The sequence below is a fragment of the Halomonas sp. BL6 genome (assembly GCF_006228115.1).
Lineage (GTDB): Bacteria > Pseudomonadota > Gammaproteobacteria > Pseudomonadales > Halomonadaceae > Vreelandella > Vreelandella piezotolerans.
Map to the genome: position 1 here is coordinate 206,963 of NZ_VDGL01000005.1, position 19,162 is coordinate 226,124.

Here is a 19,162-nt window from a genome sequence, read left to right on the forward strand (position 1 = left end):
GTAAATCTCCTTCAAGTTATAGGGTCTCGATACTGCCGGTCCAGTGCGAGCACTTGGCGGCGGGTGTCGTCACGCCCCCGGCTATTATCGATAATATCGTCGGCACGAGCGCATCGCTCGTCGCGGGGTAGTTGGGCGGCGAGAATAGCACGCACCTGCTGTTCGCTCACATGATCCCGGGCCAACGTGCGCGCAATCTGCTCGGCTTCGGAGACATCTACGACGAGCGTGCGATCTACTAGCGCGTCCTGCCCGGATTCGAAGAGCAGTGGAGAGACAAGCAACACATAAGGCGAATGAGCCACTAGCCGCGTTAGGTGCTCAACCAACCGTTCACGGATGCGTGGATGGGTGATGGATTCCAACCAAACACGCTGGTTGGCGTCTTCAAAAACGATGTCGCGCAGTGCGGCTCGGTGCAGGGTGCCGTCTTCGTGCATTACCTCGGGGCCAAAGCGTTCGATGATGGCATCGAGCGCTGGCTCGCCAGGCGCCACGATGTCACGCGCTACGTCATCGGCATCCACCCAGCCGATTCCTAACTCTCCGAACAGGCGGGCAACGGTCGATTTGCCTGAGCCAATACCGCCAGTAACGCCAATAATCATGTCATCCCTTGAGTGAAAAGTGACTATGTCGGTCAGTAGAGCAAAGCCAAATAGAGCGCCATGAGATCATCCCCCACGAGCAAGCCCACCCAACCCGCCAATGCCAAAAAAGGCCCAAAAGGCATGGCTTGGCCACGTAGCCTAGGCATCAGCATTTGGACCACTAGGCCAATGAGCGCCCCGAGTCCTGCCGATACGATAAGCAATAGGGGAAGCATACTCCACCCTAACCACGCGCCCAATGCGGCTAGGAGTTTGAAGTCCCCGTAACCCATGCCCTCTTTGCCCGTCACGAGCTTGAAGAGCCAATAAAAGCTCCACAACACGAGATAGCCAGCAATCGCTCCCAGTACAGCACTCGATAGCATGACGGGCTGGTACAGAAGTTGGTAGGCCAATCCTGCCCACAGTAGCGGCAGTGTCAACATGTCTGGCAGCAGATAAGTACGCAAATCGATGACTGCCAATGCCAGCAGTGTCATGCAAGCAGCGTAGATCCACAGGCTCGATAGTTGCCAGCCATGCAGTGCCAGAACGGTAACTGCCAGCACGCTTCCGATGAGTTCAACGATGGGGTACTGAGGGCTAATACGCGTTTGACAGTGCGCACAGCGCCCGCGGCGTTTTAGCCAACCGATCAGTGGCAGATTGTCGTGCCATGCAATCGCGTGCTCGCAACGAGGACACATCGAGGGTGGGTAAGCGAGATTGAAACGCGGGGTAGACTCTGTTGGTTGTTCTAGCGAAGCGAGCGCCTCGTTTCGCCACTGTCGCATCAGCATGACCGGCAGTCGGGTGATCACCACATTCAGAAAGCTACCCAAACATAGGCCCATCATTCCTGCAAAAAACGTCAATAGTAGTGGCGGTAAACCCATGGTGCTCCTAACAGATTGAGTGGCGCGCTTTATAGCGCCGTGCCGATTTCGAAAATGGGCAGATACATCGACACTACGACACCGCCAACCAGGGCGCCAAGCACGACAATGATGATGGGCTCCATGAGTGACGTCAGCGCGTCGACTTTATTATCGACTTCCTCTTCGTAATAATCTGCTACGCGGTTGAGCATTGCATCGAGCGAACCGGCCTCTTCACCGATGCTCACCATTTGAACGGCGAGGGCGGGGAAACGGTTCGTCATCCGCATGGCAAAATGTAGCTGCTGGCCCGTCGTCACATCCTGGCGCACTTCATTGATGGCTTTGATATAAACACGATTATCGGCCGCTCCGGCGGCGGTTTCTAGCCCCTCGATCAGCGGTACCCCAGAAGCAAAGGTCGTGGCAAGCGTGCGCGTGAACCGCGACACCGCAGATTTATGCATGATATCGCCAATCACCGGGAGCTTCAGTAGCAGGGCATCGAGCCGATACGCCACCTTGGGAGAGCGGCGAGAGGCCGTTTTCAACAGCATGACGCTGCCGACGAGGAAACCCAAAGCGTGCAGCCAGTACTGCTGGGCCAGATCAGAGAGATTGACGGTGAATTGTGTCAATGCGGGTAGCTCGGCGCCAAAACCTTGAAACATGCTTTCGAACTCAGGTACCACTTTGATCAGCAGCAGCATGGTTACCCCCACGCCGATGGCCATGACCGATGTGGGATACCAAAGGGCTTTTTTAACCCGGTTTTTGAGCGACTCGACTTTCTCTTTGTAGCTGGCGATGCGTTCGAGCATCTGATCGAGCGCGCCAGCCTGTTCACCAGCATCCACCAAATTGACGAACAGACGGTCGAACTGCTTGGGGTGTTTGGCCATGGCGCTGGAGAGACTGTCCCCCGAGGAAACGTCTTCCATGATGTGTTGTGTCAACGCGACCATTGCAGGCTTCTTCAAGCTTTCCGACACGGCCTGAAGTGCCTGCAAGATAGGAATGCCAGCCCGCACCATGGTCGCCATTTGGCGAGCGAAGACCATGATATCGACATTGGTGACTTTGCCTCGTCCGCTGAAGCTGCTGCGTTTTTGAATTTTGCTGGCCACGATGCGCTGTTTCGCCAGCTGCTCGACGATCTCGGCTTTGGTGCGACCAATCAGCTCGCCTCGCATGGGGCGATCCTGCGGACCTTTGCCCGCCCACTTCCAGCGATGAAGCGGCGCGGGTTTGTTGGCGCGGCGTGCCTTGGCTTTAGCCATGGGCGGCGTTACTCCTTGCTGATACGATTGACTTCTTCCAGGCTGGTGCTGCCATCCAGAACTCGGCTCAAGCAGCTCTGATACAGGCTAGGGTAACCTTCGCGGCGTGCCTGCTGGTCGATCTCGATAGCGTTGCCATCGCGCATGATCAGTTGGCGCATGTCATCGGTAATCGGCACCACCTCGTAAACGCCTAAACGCCCTTTGTACCCCTGGGTGCACTGCTTGCAGCCCACCGCTTTATAGATCGTCGCGTTGCGGATATCTTGCTGAGTGAAGCCTGCTTTACGAAGCGCCTCCGCCGGAATGTCGGCTGGTGTTTTACACTGATTACACAGTTTGCGTGCTAGTCGCTGTGCAATGATCAGGCTGACCGAGCTGGCGATGTTATAGGTAGCCACCCCCATGTTCGCGAGACGGGTCAGCGTTTCCGCCGCCGAGTTGGTATGCACGGTAGAGAGCACCAGGTGGCCGGTTTGGGCCGCTTTGACCGCAATTTCTGCGGTTTCCAAATCGCGAATTTCCCCCACCATGACCACATCTGGGTCTTGGCGCAGAAATGCGCGCAGCGCACTGGCAAAATTGAGCCCGATTTTAGGCAGCACGTTGACCTGGTTGATGCCCGATACTTTGATTTCGACCGGATCTTCAGCGGTGCAAATATTGCGTTGAACTTGGTTCAAGATATTGATGCCGGTGTAGAGCGTCACCGTTTTACCGCTACCCGTTGGTCCCGTCACCAAAATCATTCCTTGGGGCTTTTTTAACGCATACTCATAGGCGGCCTGCTGTTCAGGACTAAAGCCGAGCTGGTCGATCCCGAGCTGAGCGGACGTAGGATCCAAAATCCGCAGTACGACTTTTTCTCCCCATACCGTGGGTAGCGAGTTCACCCGAAAGTCGATAGAGCGGGTCCGTGACAGTTGCAGCTTCAAGGCGCCATCTTGTGGCAAGCGGCGCTCTGAAATATCCAGTCGAGACATGATCTTCAAGCGGGCCGCAATGCGGTGGCGCAGCGCAAAAGGTGGTCGCGCGATTTCGACCAACATGCCATCGATACGGAAACGCACCCGGTACTGCGTTTCGTAGGGCTCAAAATGAATGTCCGACGCGCCTCGGCTGATTGCATCGAGCAGGATTTTATTGACGAATTTAACGACTGGCGCGTCATCGCTATTTTGAGCGGCTTTGTCGAGTTCGACCTCGTCTCCATCAGCGTGCTGAACGATATTGAGCGCGCTGACGGCATCATCGATATTTTCCAGCTCATCGAGCATGCTGCGCTCGTTCTGCGCTAGGTACTGCACTAGCGTATTGCGCAGTTGATCGGCAGGCGCCAGAACGCCATCCACACTCAGCCCTGTGGCGAACTGCAGCTCATCGAGCTGGGTCAATGTGGCCGGGTAGGGCACGGCGACGGTCAAGCGGTGACCGTGACGAGCCAGAGGCAAAATATCCAGCCGCTCGAGTATTTTGACGGGGTAGTCGCTGGCAGGCGGTAGTGCGCTGACACGTATGGCTTCGAGATCCACCACCGGCAAGCCATATTCCCACGCAGCCGCCACCGCTGCGGCATCCGCATCGACCAGGCCACTATCGATGACATGTTGCAGTAGCGATATCTCGAGTTCAGCCGCCGTGGTCTCTGCAACGGTCGCTTGCGCATCCGTTAAAAGACCATGCTTGACCAGGCGCTTAGCAATGCCTCGCAACCCTCCATTGAGGGCCGCATGGCTAAGCGTCGACTCTGGGACGGTTTGGCTCATGGCGTACTCGGAAGCTAAAGAATCGTGCTGAGAGTTGTACCATATTTGCCTGACGTGAGGTACTGACGAGGTGCTTGTAACGTACCCAAATAGGCTGAAAAAGCGTCGATGAGCGGTTGAGAAACCTAGTTGCCAACCCTAAGGCGGTAGGCTAGTGTAAGCCGTATGTTAGGCCCAGGTTCACTTACCTTTGGTCTGCTGATGACTCTAACACTGCAAGGGAACCCCGCAATGCAAACAACCCAATCCAACCAGCCCCGTCGCTTCAAGCAGCAGGGCTTCACTCTTATCGAGCTGCTGATCGTTGTGGCGATTATCGGTGTGCTTGCCGCTGTGGGTGTGCCGCAGTATGGTAATTATTTGGATCGTTCTGCTGTCGGCGCTTGTCAAGCTGAACTTTCATCTTTTAGGAGTTCTGTAGTTGCAGAGTCAGCCACTTCCAATGACACATCTGCTAATGTTGCAAGCAGCGTGGATTTTGATTTTCAAGCATGTGATGTTTCTGACGAGACTGCTTTGGCTGATGCGTTTATCAACGATGGAAGTGTTGCTTCAATTCCAACGACTCGCACGCGCTCAAATGCAACAGAGAACACAATTCGCGTAACAGATGGTCGTATTGAGGTTGCCGATACCACAGGCTCAGGTAGCGATACCACTCCGTAAGCACAAGATTAATTTATTACGTTATGTTGGATGCATAGCTCTTTTAGGGCTATGCATTTATTGATTGAATTCAAGATCAAGCGCTTCGATATTGTTCTGCTCAGTTTTCCATACTCTGTGCGTATTTGCGCTATACACTCAAGGCTCCTAACTAATTGACAAGCCTCTAGGAGTCTTTATGAAATCCACGCGCTTCTTGATTTTGCTCACCGCGCTACTTTTGCAAGCCAATGCATGGGCCCAGCCTGCACATGCGCCAGCCCACGGTGCGCGCCAACACCACGATCAGCGATCCCATGAGCACTCGTCGCGCCACGAAGAGTCTCGCAGACATCATCAGCGGGATTATCGCTCGGTCGATTTGCCACGTATCAACGAGCGTGAGCTGCTTCGTCTATTGAGTCAGTACGATGCGCCCCGTGCCGAGCCGTTGCCGCCGGGGATTCAGCGCCGCCTTGAGCGGGGCAAGCCGTTGCCTCCCGGTATTGCCCAACGTTTCGATGGCCCCATTGCCAACCAATTGCCCCGTTATCCCGGCTATGAATGGGAGCGTGTGGGCGCGGATGTGGTGCTGATCGAAGCAGCCACGCGTGTCGTGGTCGACGTGCTGGTAGACGCACTGCGCTAGCCGCCGAAAAGAGCAGCGTTTATGCTAGTTTATGTGTGATGTACCTCATAAACAGCAGGAGCACTTATGGCGAACGTTTCCTTGGAAGAGCGCTTGGCGCTGGCCATATCGATTGCGGAAGAAGCAGGGCAGATGATTCGACATGCTCGTGACCAGCAATCATTTAGCCAGCGGTTAAAAGCGGGGATAGAGCTCGTGACCGATGTCGACGTTGCCGTCGATAAGCTCATCAGTGAGCGATTAGACGCGCACTTTCCCGGGGAAGCACGCCTTAGCGAAGAGTTGCGTCCTGAGGAGGCCTTACACAACCCCGCCGAGCAGTTATGGGTAGTGGACCCCATCGATGGTACGGTGAATTTTGCCCAAGGGCTTCGTCACGTTGCCGTCTCGATTGGATGGATCGAGCAGGGTGTCGGCAAAGTGGGGGTGGTACACGCGCCGTTTTTGAACGAGACGTTCAGTGCCGCTCAGGGGCTGGGGGCATTTTGCAATCAGCGGCCTATAGCACCAAGTCATGCAGTGTCCCTCGACAATACGTTGGTAGCCACTGGTTTCCCCTACGATAAAGCTGCCCGTAAGGCCCTGTTGCCTCGTTTGGAGGCGGCGCTGACCCATTGCCAAGACGTACGACGTAATGGCTCTGCGGCGCTGGATATTTGTGACGTGGCCTGCGGACGTTTAGACGCCTACTACGAAACCGTCTCCCCCTGGGATTTTGTCGCTGGCTGGGTCATTGCCCGTGAGGCAGGCGCACGCGTGGGGCATCTGGTAGACATACCCAAGGAGGTGCCGGCCGACCTTTATCCTGAACAGCTCTTGATCACCACGCCGAAGGTGTATGATGCAATGGCCAAGCTGTTAAAAGAGTCGGATCGTTAGCGGCCTCTTGGACGCATCGGCAACCATTTGAAAAGAAAGCGCAAAAAGGGCTTTTCATTTGGCTAATAAAGCGCTAGTATACGCACCGTCTTGAGGCAAATGCCAAACAGACATCGGAGTGTGGCGCAGCTTGGTAGCGCGTTGCAATGGGGTTGCAAAGGTCGCAGGTTCGAATCCTGTCACTCCGACCAATACTGAAAAGCCGCTTCGTTTATCGAAGCGGCTTTTTTGTGTTTCACTCAACATAAAAACGGGCCCCGTTTCAGGGCCCGCCGGGTAATAAAAGGATTAGCGGTGACTGTCGCTAGGGGAGTTGGGCTGCCGAGGCGTGCTTCTTCCTGACATCGGTGTGGAAGCGCCCGATGGACGCTTCCGCTGCCCGCGTAAGTCATTCCAGGCTGCTTTGGCTTTCTGGCGATTGGCTGGCTTGCGAAGCCAGTTGACGAGGGCCATCACTATCCATTTCCTCATAGAAACCTCCGGGTTTCCTGTGCGCCAATTATCGGTCTCCGGTTCTCAGCTCTGCGTCACGATACTGTATGTGTGAAACGTCATCAGCAGCGAGATGATTATCCCTGCGCTTTGTGATCGGCGAGCGCTGCCGCCACGGCCTCTTCCCATTGACCGGCGGTAATACCCCAGTGCTCCATTTCTGCTTGATCGGGAGCGCCTTCTGCGGCGCTGTTGAGCTCCTCGGGGGAGTTACGCTCGAAACAGTGCTTGGCGAAGGCTTTGGTTTTACCGTCTTGCAGTTGGTCGATCATTTCCATATCGAATTTCTCTCCTTGAGACGCGGTGATATGACTCCATGGCCGACGGCGATGTGGGGTCGTCGAACTCAGGCTTAGTGTAGCGGCAATTGGGCTACTCTGCAGAGAGAAGGAGGCTGTCGATCATGCCCAATACGTATCGATGATGATTTTCAATGCAATACTGGCTAGCAGGCACATGATCAGGTTATCGAACCAGCGATGTGGCAAGCGCTTACCTAACCGAGCACCCAAAGGCATGCCAGTGAGAATCACTATCAGCGCACCCAGGCTGTAGAGAGTGCGTTCAGCCGTCAGAATGCCTGCGCTTAGAAGGGCAGGAATTTGCACCAGGGTGATGGCGACGAAGAATACCGAAATGGACCCGATGAAGACGCGTCGCTCCAGTCGCATGGCGTTTAGGAAAGTGACCGATGCCGGTGCGGACATTCCTGCGGCGCCTTGAAGCACTCCCGCCAACAGGCCAACGGGAAGAGCGATGCGTTCGGCCACGGATAAAGGTAGCGTGGCCGAACGTTTGGAAAGTTTGATGGCAAGATACATGGCAATGGCGCCCGCGACTCCCAGCGAGAGATAGTCTGGGGAGATGACGACGAGCCCCCAGGTGCCGAGAACGATGCCTACGCCGCCAGCGATGGCGAACGTCAACAAAAAGCGCCAGGGCAAAAGGGAGTGGCGGTATTGCCATACCTGAAGGGCATTGCTAAATAAATTAGGCGCAACCAACACCGCAATGGCCAATTTGACATCGTAGAGCATGGTCAGCACTGGGACGACGACAACGGGGACGCCAGAGCCGATCGCACCTTTGATGATGCCAGCAATGACAAGAGTAAGCAGAGCTATGATCACGGTCAGAACCTGTCGGCAGGCACCGATGTGCCTGCCTGGGCGATAGTGCTATTTCAGCACGTAGCAGGGCGTGTAGGGCTGCCCATCCAGTTTCATGCGGCCTTGAGCAACAAACGAGCTGAGCAGGGCGTCCAGTCGCTCCATGAGCGCCGGTTCGGCGGTCAGCACGAATGGGCCATGGGCTTCGATGGCTCGGATGCCAGGTTCTTTGACATTACCTGCCACGATGCCAGAGAAAGCACGGCGGAGGTTGGCGGCTAGCTCATGCGTGGGCTGCTGGCGGTGGAGTGCTAGCGCACGCATGGCGTCGTGAGTGGGCTCGAAGGGGGCTTGAAACTCACGCGCGATGGTCAAGCGCCAGTTGTAATAGAACGCATCCTGGTGTTGGCGGCGGAAATCGGCAATTTGATCGATGCCCTCACGCATTTTGCGCGCGACCGCCACCGGGTCGCCGGTAATGATGGTGTAATAGCGGCGGATCTCCTCTCCCAGCGTGTAGACCAAGAACTCGTCGATTTTCTGGAAATAGGCCGCCGAGCTGGCTGGGCCGGTGAAGACGAGCGGAAAGGGAATCTCTTTGTTGCTGGGGTGCAGCAAAATGCCCAGCAGGTAAAGGATCTCTTCGGCGGTGCCCACGCCGCCGGGAAAGACGATGATGCCATGGCCTAGCCGAACGAACGCCTCCAGGCGCTTCTCGATGTCGGGCATGACCACCAGTTCGTTGACGATGGGGTTGGGGGCTTCGGCGGCGATGATACCCGGCTCCGAAATACCCAGGTAGCGGCCATCTTTACGGCGCTGTTTGGCATGCGCCACGTTGGCACCTTTCATGGGGCCTTTCATTGCGCCGGGGCCACAGCCGGTGCAAATGTCCAAATCGCGCAACCCAAGGTGGTAACCCACATCCTTGGTGTACTCATACTCTTCGCGAGAAATCGAATGGCCACCCCAGCACACGACTAGACTCGGGTCGCGGCCCGGTTTAAGCGTGCCCGCCTTGCGCAGGATGTGGAACACCGCGTTGGTCGTGCCTTCGCCGGTGGTTAGGTCAAAACGGTTATGTTGCTGAATCTCGTTATAGACGTAGACGATGTCGCGAATGATCGACGAGAGATGTTCACGAATACCGCGAATCATGCGCCCATCCACGAAGGCTTCAGCGGGGGCATTGGTCAGCTTTAGCCGAATGCCCCGGTCTTGCTGTAGGACCTCGATATCGAAGTCTTTGTAGGCTTCGAGGATCGCCAAGCTGTCATCGGTGGGGCTGCCGCAATTGAGAACAGCTAGCGCACATCGGCGCAATAAATCGTGCAAACCACTTTTGGACGTGCTCTTCAGCCGGTTGACCTCATGCTGAGAGAGGACTTCAAGGCTGCCTTCGGGAGAAATAATGCTGGAAATCGTGGCACGAGGCGCTGGGGTCTGCGTCATTAGTTGAACTATCCCTAAGTGTGTTCATAACGAGCCTGCATACTAGCACGCTGCTTGGTACGGTTCAGCAGTGGGTCGACCCCGCGGGGTTTATGCTACTCTAGGCCAGCGGCGCGCAGGGTAGGCCGAACCGCGACGGTGACGTTAGTACGCCAAAGAGCGCTAACGATGATGGATAATGAGGATGTTGTTCGAACCCTATGTTTAATGCCCAATATTTTCGGACGTTTATAACGTTGGTGGAAACTGGCAGTTTCACACGAACGGCGCGTCGCCTAGAAATGACGCAGCCAGGGGTTAGCCAGCATATTCGCAAGTTGGAAAGCTATCTGGGCAAAACGCTGCTCGAGCGTCGTGGTAGGAGCTTCACACTGACCGAATCGGGACGTCGTGCCTACGACTATGCGTTAAAGCTTTTTGCCGAGCATGAGCAATTTCGCCATGGTCTCGATGATGATTCGCTGGATAGCGGCGAGTGCCGCATCGCCTCGCCCGGCAGTGTGGGACTGATGTTTTATCCCTATATCCTAGGGCAGCAACAGATGCATCCCAATCTCACGGTCAATTACAGCTTTGCGTTCAACCATGAGATCGTCAACGACCTGTTAGAAGGGCGGTACGACATCGGTATCGTGACCGAGCAGGTCAATCATTCAGAGCTTACCTGTACGGTATGGCACAAAGAGCCACTTTGCTTGGTGGTGCCCGCTGACTTTGCAGGCAGTACGCTATCGGAGCTAATGGGCATTGGCTTCATCAATTACTACGACGGTATCAATCACGCCAACGCCCTGTTGCGCGCGAATTACCCCGATGATTTTCGCTCCATGACACACTTTCGCCATCAGGGATTCACCAATGAGGTCAGCATGGTGTTGGACGCCGTAGCTCGTGGCTTGGGCTTTACGGTGGTATCGCGCTTAGTGCTCGAAACATCGCCTTGGCAGCGGCAGGTCAAGGCGTTAGCGCTGCCGCAAGCGATTAATGAAGTTCTCTATCTATTGCGCCGCCAAGACTCCGTGCTGCCTAAGCGCTATGAAAAACTGCTGAACGGTTTTCACGACCAGCGTCTTCAAGAAACGACGCCCCTGGTACCCGAATAACGGGCCAGGGGCGCTATTGGCTGCTAAACGTTTAAGCGTTATTGGCGATATTCGTCGATACTAGGGCACGAGCAGATCAATTGGCGATCGCCAAAGACGTTGTCGACCCGGTTCACCGAAGGCCAATATTTAGACGCCATCACCGCTTCGGTAGGGAAGGCGCCAAGCTGACGGTCGTAGGGCCGTTCCCAGGTGCTATCCATCAGGTCGGCTTGCGTATGCGGCGCATTCACCAGCGGGTTGTTATCCAGCGGCCACTCACCGCTTTCAACCCGGGCAATCTCTTCACGAATCGCAATCATGGCATCGCAGAAGCGGTCAATTTCGTAAAGCGACTCTGACTCCGTCGGCTCGATCATCAGCGTGCCCGGCACCGGGAACGACATGGTCGGCGCGTGGAAGCCATAATCCATCAAGCGCTTGGCGATATCCTCTTCACTAATGCCAGAGGCGCTCTTTAGCGGACGGATATCGATGATGCATTCGTGAGCGACCGTGCCGTTCTGACCGCGATAGAGAATCGGGTAGGAGGCTTCTAAACGCTTGGCAATGTAATTAGCGTTGAGAATGGCCAACTCGGTGGCCTCGCGCAGACCACGGGCTCCCATCATCTTAATGTACGCCCATGAAATCGGGAGGATGGACGCACTGCCGAAAGCCGCCGCCGAGACCGCGCCGCTGCCTGGGTTGACACCGTTAATGGGTGTCACCACATGGTTGGAGACGAAAGGAGCAAGGTGCGCTTTCACACCGATGGGGCCCATGCCGGGGCCACCGCCGCCGTGGGGGATGCAAAACGTTTTGTGTAGGTTGAGGTGAGAAACGTCACCACCGAAGTCACCAGGGCGGGTTAGGCCCACTTGGGCATTCATGTTTGCCCCATCGACATACACTTGTCCGCCATTCTGGTGTACCACGTCACATACCTTGCGAACGTGAGATTCGAATACGCCGTGCGTCGATGGATAGGTGATCATGACCGCTGAAAGACGCTCGCTGTGCTGTTCGGCTTTGCGGGTCAAATCCTCTAAATCGATGTTGCCGTTTGCATCACATTCGACGACGACCACTTCCATGCTTAGCATGGCGGCAGAGGCAGGGTTCGTGCCGTGTGCCGAGCTAGGAATCAAGCAGACGTCACGGTGCGCTTCACCTTGTGCTGCTTGGTAACGGCGAATGGCCAGCAGGCCCGCGTACTCCCCCTGGGCGCCCGAGTTGGGCTGCATCGAGATGTGGTCATAGCCGGTGACTTCGACCAGAAACGCCGCCAATTCATCGATCATTTGATGATACCCCGCCACTTGGTCGCGGGGCGCAAACGGGTGCAGGTTGGCAAACGCAGGCCAAGAGACAGGAATCATCTCGCTCGTCGCATTGAGCTTCATGGTGCATGACCCCAGCGGAATCATGGCGTGGGCTAGCGACAAATCTTTGTTTTCGAGACGCTTTAGGTAACGCAGCATTTCGGTTTCGCTGCGATAGCGCTTGAACGTTGGGTGCGTCAGGAAATCGCTGTTTCGCTGGTACGCCGTTGGAATCCCACTTAGCTGCTCGGCAACGACCTGCTCATCTAGTGCGGAAACCGCCAAACCATGCTCATCGCCCAGCAGAACGTCGAAAAGGGCAGCGACATCGTGAGCAGTGGTCGTTTCGTCCAGGCTGATGCCTACGTCACCATTGGCGAAATAGTGCAAGTTGATGTCGTGGGTCATGGCGCGGCCATGAAGTTTACCCGCGTCCACCTGTGTGAGGCGCAGCGTATCGAACCACGTGTCGTTGGCTAGCTGAACGCCTGCGCGCTTCAAGCCGGTTGCCAGCACCGTGGTGAGGCGGTGTACGCGGCCAGCAATTTTTCGCAGACCTTCAGCCCCATGATAGGTAGCGTAGAAACCAGCGATATTGGCCAGTAGCGCTTGCGCGGTGCAGATGTTCGAGGTCGCTTTCTCACGACGAATGTGCTGCTCGCGAGTCTGCATGGCCATACGCAGCGCCGTTTTGCCTCGGCTGTCTTTGGAGACGCCGATGATTCGCCCTGGAATCGACCGCTTGAGTTTGTCGGAGGTTGCGAAGAAAGCGGCATGTGGCCCACCAAAGCCCATAGGCACACCAAATCGCTGCGAGTTACCGACGACGATGTCTGCGCCCATTGCGCCCGGCTCTTTGAGGAGTACCAGGCTGAGCAAATCGGTCGCTACACATGTCATGATACCGCGCGCTTGCGCCGCCTCGAGCATTGGGGCGAGATCGATAACGCGGCCGCTAGCAGAGGGATACTGCACCAGTGCGCCAAATACATCGTGCTCGGCAAGGCGCTCGGCGGGAGCGATGATCAGTTCGAAGCCGAAGAACTCTGCGCGGGTCTTCACGACGTCTAGCGTTTGCGGAAAGAGGTCGTCGGCGACGAAAAATGCGTTCGACTTGCTCTTTTTGTTGCCACGCTTGCAAAGCGCCATGGCCTCTGCGGCGGCCGTGGCTTCATCCAGCAAGGAGGCATTGGCCAGTTCCATGCCGGTCAGGTCCATGATGACCTGCTGGAAATTGAGCAGGCCTTCCAGGCGGCCCTGAGAAATTTCCGGCTGGTAAGGCGTGTAGGCGGTATACCAGCCTGGGTTTTCCAACACGTTTCGCTGAATCACTGCTGGCATGTGGGTGTTGTAGTAACCCTGGCCAATATAGCTCTTGGTGACGCGGTTTTGACGGGCAAGCTGGCTCAAGTACTCCAACGCTTCCGCTTCACTGCGGGGGTCGTCAAGGGCAAGTTCACGACCAAGCCGAATATCGCTTGGCACGGTTTGCTCGATCAGGTCTTCCATGCGCTGCATGTTGAGCGCTTTTAACATGGTGGCGACATCGTCGGGGCTTGGCCCGTTATGGCGTTTGATAAAAGCATCGTGGTCGGCCAATTCGGCCAAACGGCGTGATTCGAAAGGCATGGGGAGATTCCGGACGTGATGAGAAAACCGTGCAGAGGCGATCGATCAGCGCCTGTCAGATGGGCAGGCGCTGAGGCGACGTTGATCAGTCGTCGTTGCTTAGCGTCGCTTGATACGCATCGGCGTCTAATAAGCCTTCAAGGGCTTGGTCGGTGACACGAACTTTCATGATCCAGCCACCTTCGTAAGGGGCATCATTGACCGTTTCAGGGGCGTCTTCGAGGGCTTCGTTGACTTCCACCACTTCGCCATCGACGGGGGAGTAAAGGTCGGAAGCCGCTTTGACGGACTCGATGACACCAAACTCCTTGCCTTTATTCAGGGCTTGACCGACCTCGGGTAGCTCGACAAACACCACATCGCCTAATGCTTCTTGTGCGTGGTCAGTGATCCCAACGGTCACGGTGCCGTCTTGGTTGTCCAGCACCCATTCGTGGCTGGCAGCGTAACGAAGATTGGCAGGAAGATTGCTCATGATGTTTCCCTTTGCATTCAGTGGACGGAACAACGGCATACTAGCGCTTGTCGTTCGCCTTGGCGACTGTAGCCAGCTCGATGGAGCGTATGAGTCTCTCTATGGTACCGTGTTTCTTATCGGAAACAAGTTTCTTCATTGGTACTAAAACCTCACTTGTGGAGCGCCTTTTCCTAGCCTCCGGTCGTTTGTCGATTTCATAAAGAGAAGCTTTCTCTGCTAGCAAGCGACACGGGCGTGGATGCCCACTAAGAAAATGGTGTAAAACATACTCATCATGCGTTTTTCCAGCGAGAATTAAGCGCTATGGTAGAGACGCTTGGTGTTTTCATCTGCCTGATGGGTGGTGGGTGAGCAACCTAACCTTCATAACAAACGCATCAATCGAATTGGGTAAGGAGAGTCGTGTGGAAACGTTGACCAGCCTATTAGGCGCTATTAACGGGGTTGTGTGGGGCCCGTTGATGCTGATCCTGTTGCTAGGGGTCGGTATCTATCTGCAAATTGGCTTGAAACTGATGCCGATACGCAAACTCGGCATGGGTTTCAAGCTAATGTGGCAAGGACGAGATGCCAAACCGTCTGCAAAGGCATCGTCAACGCCCAGCGATGAGGGGGAAATTTCTCCCTTTAACGCGCTGATGACCGCGCTATCGGCAACGATTGGTACCGGTAATATCGCCGGTGTGGCAACCGCCATTGCGCTCGGTGGCCCTGGCGCCGTTTTTTGGATGTGGATCACCGCGTTAGTGGGTATGGCGACCAAGTTTGCCGAGGCAGTGCTGGCGGTGCGCTACCGGGAGACCGATAGCACCGGTTATCATGTGGGCGGGCCGATGTTCTATATCAAAAATGGCCTAGGCCGTAAGTGGCTCTGGTTGGGCGGCCTGTTCTCTTTCTTTGGCGCAGTGGCGGCGTTTGGAATCGGTAACACCGTTCAGTCCAACTCGGTAGCGGACGCCATGGATGCCACTTTTGGTGTTCCTCACTGGTTAACCGGCGTCATCATCATGGTCCTGGCAGGCGCGGTGATTCTCGGCGGCATCAAACGTATTGCCAAGGTTGCTGGTAAACTGGTGCCGGTGATGGGCATTGCCTACGTCATTGCGGGCTTGCTGGTACTGGTCGTCAATGCAGGCCAAATTGGCGATGCCTTTGGGCTGATCTTCTACTACGCCTTCAACCCCATGGCAGCGGCCGGTGGGTTTGCTGGTGCCGCGGTGATGGCTGCCATCCGCTTTGGTGTGGCGCGCGGTATTTTCTCCAACGAAGCCGGTTTGGGGAGCGCACCTATCGCCCACGCAGCGGCACAAACGAAAAATCCGGTACGTCAGGGTTTGATTGCCATGCTGGGGACGTTCATCGATACCATCATCGTATGTACCATCACTGCGCTGGTCATTTTGACCTCGACGGTGTGGATGGAAGGAGAGGCGGGAGCGTCACTGACCGCGCTCTCTTTCGATGCAGCGCTGCCTGGTTTTGGTAACCAAATCGTGGCCATTGCGCTGGCGATCTTTGCCTTCACCACGATTTTGGGATGGTCTTTTTATGGGGAGAAGTGCTGCCAGTTCCTGTTTGGCACTCGCTCCATCATGCTCTACCGCGTATTGTTCGTGCTGGCCATTCCGTTGGGTGCCATTGCTCAGCTGGGCTTTATCTGGCTGATGGCCGACACCTTCAACGCCATGATGGCTATCCCCAACCTGATTGCGTTGGCGCTGCTCTCTCCCGTTGTCTTCAAGCTGACTCGGGATTATTTTGCAGGTAAGGACGTGCTGCCGGGCGAAGCCCTGGATCATGACAAGTAAGGCCTGCGCTTAAGGGCCGCGCACGTTGTAGTAGAGCCGGGAAGCCTAGTTAGGCTTCCCGTTTCTCTTTTTTGATAGAGGATATGCCATGACTGATCTGAACCGAACGCCACTTCACACGCTGCACACACAACTGGGTGCCAAGATGGTACCTTTCGCTGGGTACGAGATGCCGGTGCAGTACCCGTTAGGGGTGAAAAAAGAGCACGAGCATACCCGACAGTACTGCGGTTTGTTTGATGTGTCGCATATGGGACAGATTCTAGTGTCGGGTGAGCAAGTCGCTGAAGCGCTGGAAAGCTTGATTCCCGCTGATTTGGTGGGATTGCAAAAAGGGCAGCAGCGTTATGGTCTTTTCACCAGTACCGACGGTGGCATTCTCGATGATCTGATGGCCGTCAATGCAGGGGATCACTTCTATCTGGTGGTGAATGCGGCATGCAAAGAGCAAGATATTGCCCATTTGCGTGCCAATTTGGGGAATAGCCACCAAATTGACGTGCTCGACCGCGGGTTGCTGGCGCTACAAGGACCCCAAGCGCGGGAAGTGATGCAGCGACTTTGCCCCCAGGCTTGCGAATTGACGTTCATGCAGCATGGGCGTTATACCCTGGCGGGGCATGACGTTTGGGTCAGCCGCAGCGGCTACACCGGTGAAGATGGTTTCGAGATCTCTGTCGCTGCCGACGAGAGCCAAGCGTTAGCAGAGACGCTACTAGCTGAGCCGGAAGTCGAAGCAATTGGCTTGGGGGCTCGGGATTCTCTGCGCCTTGAAGCAGGCTTATGTCTCTATGGCCACGATATGGATCAGAACACCACGCCCGTCGAAGCCGGTTTGATTTGGGCCATTGGTAAGTCGCGTCGGCGCGGTGGCGAGCGCGCAGCGGGTTTTCCGGGTGCCGATGTGATTCTGCATCAAGTGGATGCCAAAGATCATCCCCGAAAGCGCGTGGGCTTGGTCGGAGAAGGACGAGCGCCGGTCCGTGAAGGCAGCCTGCTAGTTGACGAAGCGGGTAACGAGATCGGTATGGTGACCTCGGGTGGCTTCGGACCTAGCGTCGGTAAACCCGTCGCCATGGGGTATGTGACTCGAGAATGGGAGGCTCCCGGTACCGCCGTCTATGCACTGGTGCGCGGCAAGCAGCTCCCGATGAACGTCACTTCCATGCCTTTCGTAACGCCCGGCTACTATCGAGGATAGTCGTTCAGATAGTGGAAGAGCCCCTCATCGTGGAGGGGCTTTTTGTCAGCGCAGTACTTGTTGTCAGCGCAGTACTTGGCGCGGATCGATGGGTTTGCCTCCTTGGCGTAAATCGAACAACAAATCATAGCGCTGTGTTGCGTTGCTTTGTCCCACTTCGCAGAGCTCGTCCCCCGCGCTGACTTGATCGCCTACCCGGACCAATATTCGTTCGCAAAGGGCATAGACGGTTTGCAAATTGTCTGCATGGTGAACGATGACGACATCGCCAAGCTGCCGCATGCTGTCTGCAAAACGAACCTCCCCAGAGGCGACGGCCTTAGCTCGGGCACCTTCCTGCGTGGCGAGTAACATGGGTTGCAGGGTGCCGCGGCTATCCGCCCCAAAGCGGCGCACTACGCGGTAATCCTCCAGTGGCCATGGCCAACGACGCGCTGACGCGGGCAGGCTCGCGCTGGGTGCGGGTGTCGGCGCCGATGAAGCACTCGACGAGCTGGTGCTTCGTGAGCCGTTACGCTGGCTTGACGGCGTGGTTCTGGCCGCACTGCTGAGAGGAACGCTGATAATTTGTCCGACGCGCAGCCCGGTCGGCGACGTGCCCTGATTCGCGCTCTGTATACGTCCGGACGTGGTACCAAAATGCCGTGCGATGCCTGAAAAGGTATCCCCAGGGCGAATTTGATAGCGGTAAGGGCCGCCAGAAGGCGCTCGTTCCTGCTGAGTGGGGATGAGTAGACGCTGTCCCACCGCTAAACGGCGTGGGTCGACGCCCGGATTGAAGCGCTCGAGTCGCTCCAGCGGTACGTTGGCTCGCGCCGCGAGCTGACCAAGCGTATCGCCTCGTCTAACGACTATCCAGTCACCACTGATACTGCTCGTCGAGCTGGCGGCAGGCACGCGCTGTCCCGAAGAAGAGGGCGACGAGCCAGCACAGCCAACGAGCATGCTCGCCAATACGCAAATCGTCAGCCAGTGGCTTAATCGTGGTCGCTGAGGCGGTCCAGCAAGGTATCTTTTTCCTGCCAGAGTGAATTGATCCATGCGTGGAAGCGTTCCTTGTGCTGCGGTTCGTCATGGTAATGAGCAGTCGACATCCACTCCGGAATGTCGATCTGCCGAGCTTTAAGCGTAATGGGGGCTTCTTTGCCACATAAAAAGCCTAAGAACGTGGGCGATGGGTTGGTATAGCTGATAGTGACATCCAGAATGCCATCTAACTGGTCGCCTAAAAGGCTCAATACTTGGGCAATACCGCCTGCTTTAGGGCGCAACAGGTGCTGAAAAGGGCTTTGTTGAGCGTCTCGCTTGGCGACGGTGAAGCGGGTCCCCTCGACAAAATTAAAGATCGCAATGGGCGTATGTCGTGCCCGGCGGCACATCCGCTCGGTGGATTCTCTATCCACGGTAGCCAGTCTAGGATTTAGCGCAATTTGTTCACGGCTGAAGCGGCGCATGAAAGGAAACTCTAGCGCCCAAAAAGCGAGGCCGACGATGGGAATCCAAATGAGCTGATGCTTGAGGAAAAAGCGCGGCATGGGAATACGGCGATGCAGCGCCATGAAAAGAATGAAAATATCGGTCCAACTACGGTGGTTGGAAATGACGAGCCACCACTGTTCTGGACTCAATGTATCGGGCACGTCAATCGATACATCGGGCTTGAGCCAGCGTCGCATCCACCATAAGTTGACGCCAATCCAATTTAGCGCCACGGCACAAAGCCCTTTCAGCAGCCACTCCTTTTGTCGCCGCCCAGGAGCGATGACTTTCAGCAGTGTCAATAAAATGAGGGGAACGCCCCAAAACAGCGTGCACAACGTCAGCAACAAGATGCTAACGCCCCCTTTTATGATTGGCATACCACAATCCTCACAGCGACCTGACAGCGTGTCCTGTCTT

At 56.0% G+C, this 19,162-nt stretch carries 17 protein-coding genes and 1 tRNA gene; 7 read left to right on the forward strand and 11 right to left on the reverse strand.

Annotated elements, in window-relative coordinates; genetic code table 11:
- Positions 1-11: 11 nt before the first annotated feature.
- The 4 genes from coaE to pilB are packed head-to-tail and all read right to left on the reverse strand — an operon-like array spanning position 12 to position 4,514.
- Positions 12-608, reverse strand: coding sequence for a dephospho-CoA kinase (coaE, locus tag FHJ80_RS12175; protein WP_139527457.1), 597 nt, complete (start codon positions 606-608; stop codon positions 12-14).
- Between the two features lie 32 nt (positions 609-640).
- Entirely contained in the window at positions 641-1,486 is an 846-nt protein-coding gene (locus FHJ80_RS12180) for an A24 family peptidase (protein WP_139527459.1), read from the reverse strand.
- A gap of 29 nt (positions 1,487-1,515) precedes the next feature.
- Positions 1,516-2,748 carry a type II secretion system F family protein gene (locus FHJ80_RS12185; RefSeq protein WP_139527461.1) on the reverse strand — a complete coding sequence of 411 codons (1,233 nt, stop codon included), beginning with the start codon at positions 2,746-2,748 and terminating at the stop codon, positions 1,516-1,518.
- Positions 2,749-2,756: 8 nt separating this feature from the next.
- Positions 2,757-4,514, reverse strand: a complete 1,758-nt coding sequence (gene pilB, locus FHJ80_RS12190) for a type IV-A pilus assembly ATPase PilB (protein WP_139527463.1) — start codon at positions 4,512-4,514, stop codon at positions 2,757-2,759.
- 231 nt (positions 4,515-4,745) lie between these two features.
- Here pilB and FHJ80_RS17515 point away from each other — a divergent pair, with 231 nt between their 5' ends.
- The 4 genes from FHJ80_RS17515 to FHJ80_RS12210 all read left to right on the forward strand — a co-directional run bounded on the left by FHJ80_RS17515 (position 4,746) and on the right by FHJ80_RS12210 (position 6,878).
- Positions 4,746-5,180 (forward strand): prepilin-type N-terminal cleavage/methylation domain-containing protein, encoded by a 435-nt coding sequence (locus tag FHJ80_RS17515; protein ID WP_139527465.1) that lies wholly within the window; start codon positions 4,746-4,748, stop codon positions 5,178-5,180.
- 178 nt (positions 5,181-5,358) lie between these two features.
- A complete protein-coding gene (locus FHJ80_RS12200; protein WP_139527467.1) occupies positions 5,359-5,808 on the forward strand; it encodes an anti-virulence regulator CigR family protein in 450 nt (149 codons plus the stop codon).
- 66 nt (positions 5,809-5,874) lie between these two features.
- Entirely contained in the window at positions 5,875-6,687 is an 813-nt protein-coding gene (locus FHJ80_RS12205) for an inositol monophosphatase family protein (RefSeq protein ID WP_139527468.1), read from the forward strand.
- A gap of 114 nt (positions 6,688-6,801) precedes the next feature.
- A tRNA-Pro gene (locus FHJ80_RS12210) sits at positions 6,802-6,878 on the forward strand.
- Between the two features lie 378 nt (positions 6,879-7,256).
- Here FHJ80_RS12210 and FHJ80_RS12215 read toward each other — a convergent pair.
- From FHJ80_RS12215 to ppnN, 3 genes are all read right to left on the reverse strand, one after another.
- Entirely contained in the window at positions 7,257-7,457 is a 201-nt protein-coding gene (locus tag FHJ80_RS12215) for a hypothetical protein (RefSeq protein WP_139527470.1), read from the reverse strand.
- Positions 7,458-7,580: 123 nt separating this feature from the next.
- On the reverse strand, positions 7,581-8,309 hold the full coding sequence (locus FHJ80_RS12220; RefSeq protein ID WP_139527472.1) for a sulfite exporter TauE/SafE family protein: 729 nt from the start codon (positions 8,307-8,309) through the stop codon (positions 7,581-7,583).
- A 48-nt stretch (positions 8,310-8,357) separates the two neighbouring features.
- The gene (ppnN, locus tag FHJ80_RS12225; RefSeq protein WP_139527473.1) at positions 8,358-9,740 is read right to left on the reverse strand and encodes a nucleotide 5'-monophosphate nucleosidase PpnN; all 1,383 of its coding nucleotides are present in this window, start codon (positions 9,738-9,740) and stop codon (positions 8,358-8,360) included.
- Between the two features lie 200 nt (positions 9,741-9,940).
- Between ppnN and FHJ80_RS12230 the strand changes: the two genes are divergently transcribed.
- Positions 9,941-10,843 (forward strand): LysR family transcriptional regulator, encoded by a 903-nt coding sequence (locus FHJ80_RS12230; RefSeq protein WP_139527475.1) that lies wholly within the window; start codon positions 9,941-9,943, stop codon positions 10,841-10,843.
- A 38-nt stretch (positions 10,844-10,881) separates the two neighbouring features.
- On the opposite strand, the gene gcvP is transcribed toward FHJ80_RS12230, so the two are convergent.
- Complete coding sequence (gene gcvP, locus FHJ80_RS12235) at positions 10,882-13,776, reverse strand: aminomethyl-transferring glycine dehydrogenase (RefSeq protein ID WP_139527476.1); 2,895 nt, start codon at positions 13,774-13,776, stop codon at positions 10,882-10,884.
- Positions 13,777-13,861: 85 nt separating this feature from the next.
- Positions 13,862-14,251, reverse strand: a complete 390-nt coding sequence (gene gcvH / locus FHJ80_RS12240; protein ID WP_139527479.1) for a glycine cleavage system protein GcvH — start codon at positions 14,249-14,251, stop codon at positions 13,862-13,864.
- 407 nt (positions 14,252-14,658) lie between these two features.
- Between gcvH and FHJ80_RS12245 the strand changes: the two genes are divergently transcribed.
- Positions 14,659-16,062 carry a sodium:alanine symporter family protein gene (locus tag FHJ80_RS12245; protein ID WP_139527480.1) on the forward strand — a complete coding sequence of 468 codons (1,404 nt, stop codon included), beginning with the start codon at positions 14,659-14,661 and terminating at the stop codon, positions 16,060-16,062.
- A gap of 88 nt (positions 16,063-16,150) precedes the next feature.
- Positions 16,151-17,263 (forward strand): glycine cleavage system aminomethyltransferase GcvT, encoded by a 1,113-nt coding sequence (gene gcvT / locus FHJ80_RS12250; protein ID WP_139527482.1) that lies wholly within the window; start codon positions 16,151-16,153, stop codon positions 17,261-17,263.
- A 63-nt stretch (positions 17,264-17,326) separates the two neighbouring features.
- Here the strand turns inward: gcvT and FHJ80_RS12255 are convergent, their stop codons facing one another.
- Both FHJ80_RS12255 and FHJ80_RS12260 read right to left on the reverse strand, forming a co-directional pair.
- Positions 17,327-18,118: a LysM peptidoglycan-binding domain-containing protein gene (locus FHJ80_RS12255; RefSeq protein ID WP_255303952.1), complete on the reverse strand. Its 792-nt coding sequence runs from the start codon at positions 18,116-18,118 to the stop codon at positions 17,327-17,329.
- Positions 18,119-18,240: 122 nt separating this feature from the next.
- Positions 18,241-19,122 carry an acyltransferase gene (locus FHJ80_RS12260; protein ID WP_139527484.1) on the reverse strand — a complete coding sequence of 294 codons (882 nt, stop codon included), beginning with the start codon at positions 19,120-19,122 and terminating at the stop codon, positions 18,241-18,243.
- Between the last annotated feature and the right edge of the window lie 40 nt (positions 19,123-19,162).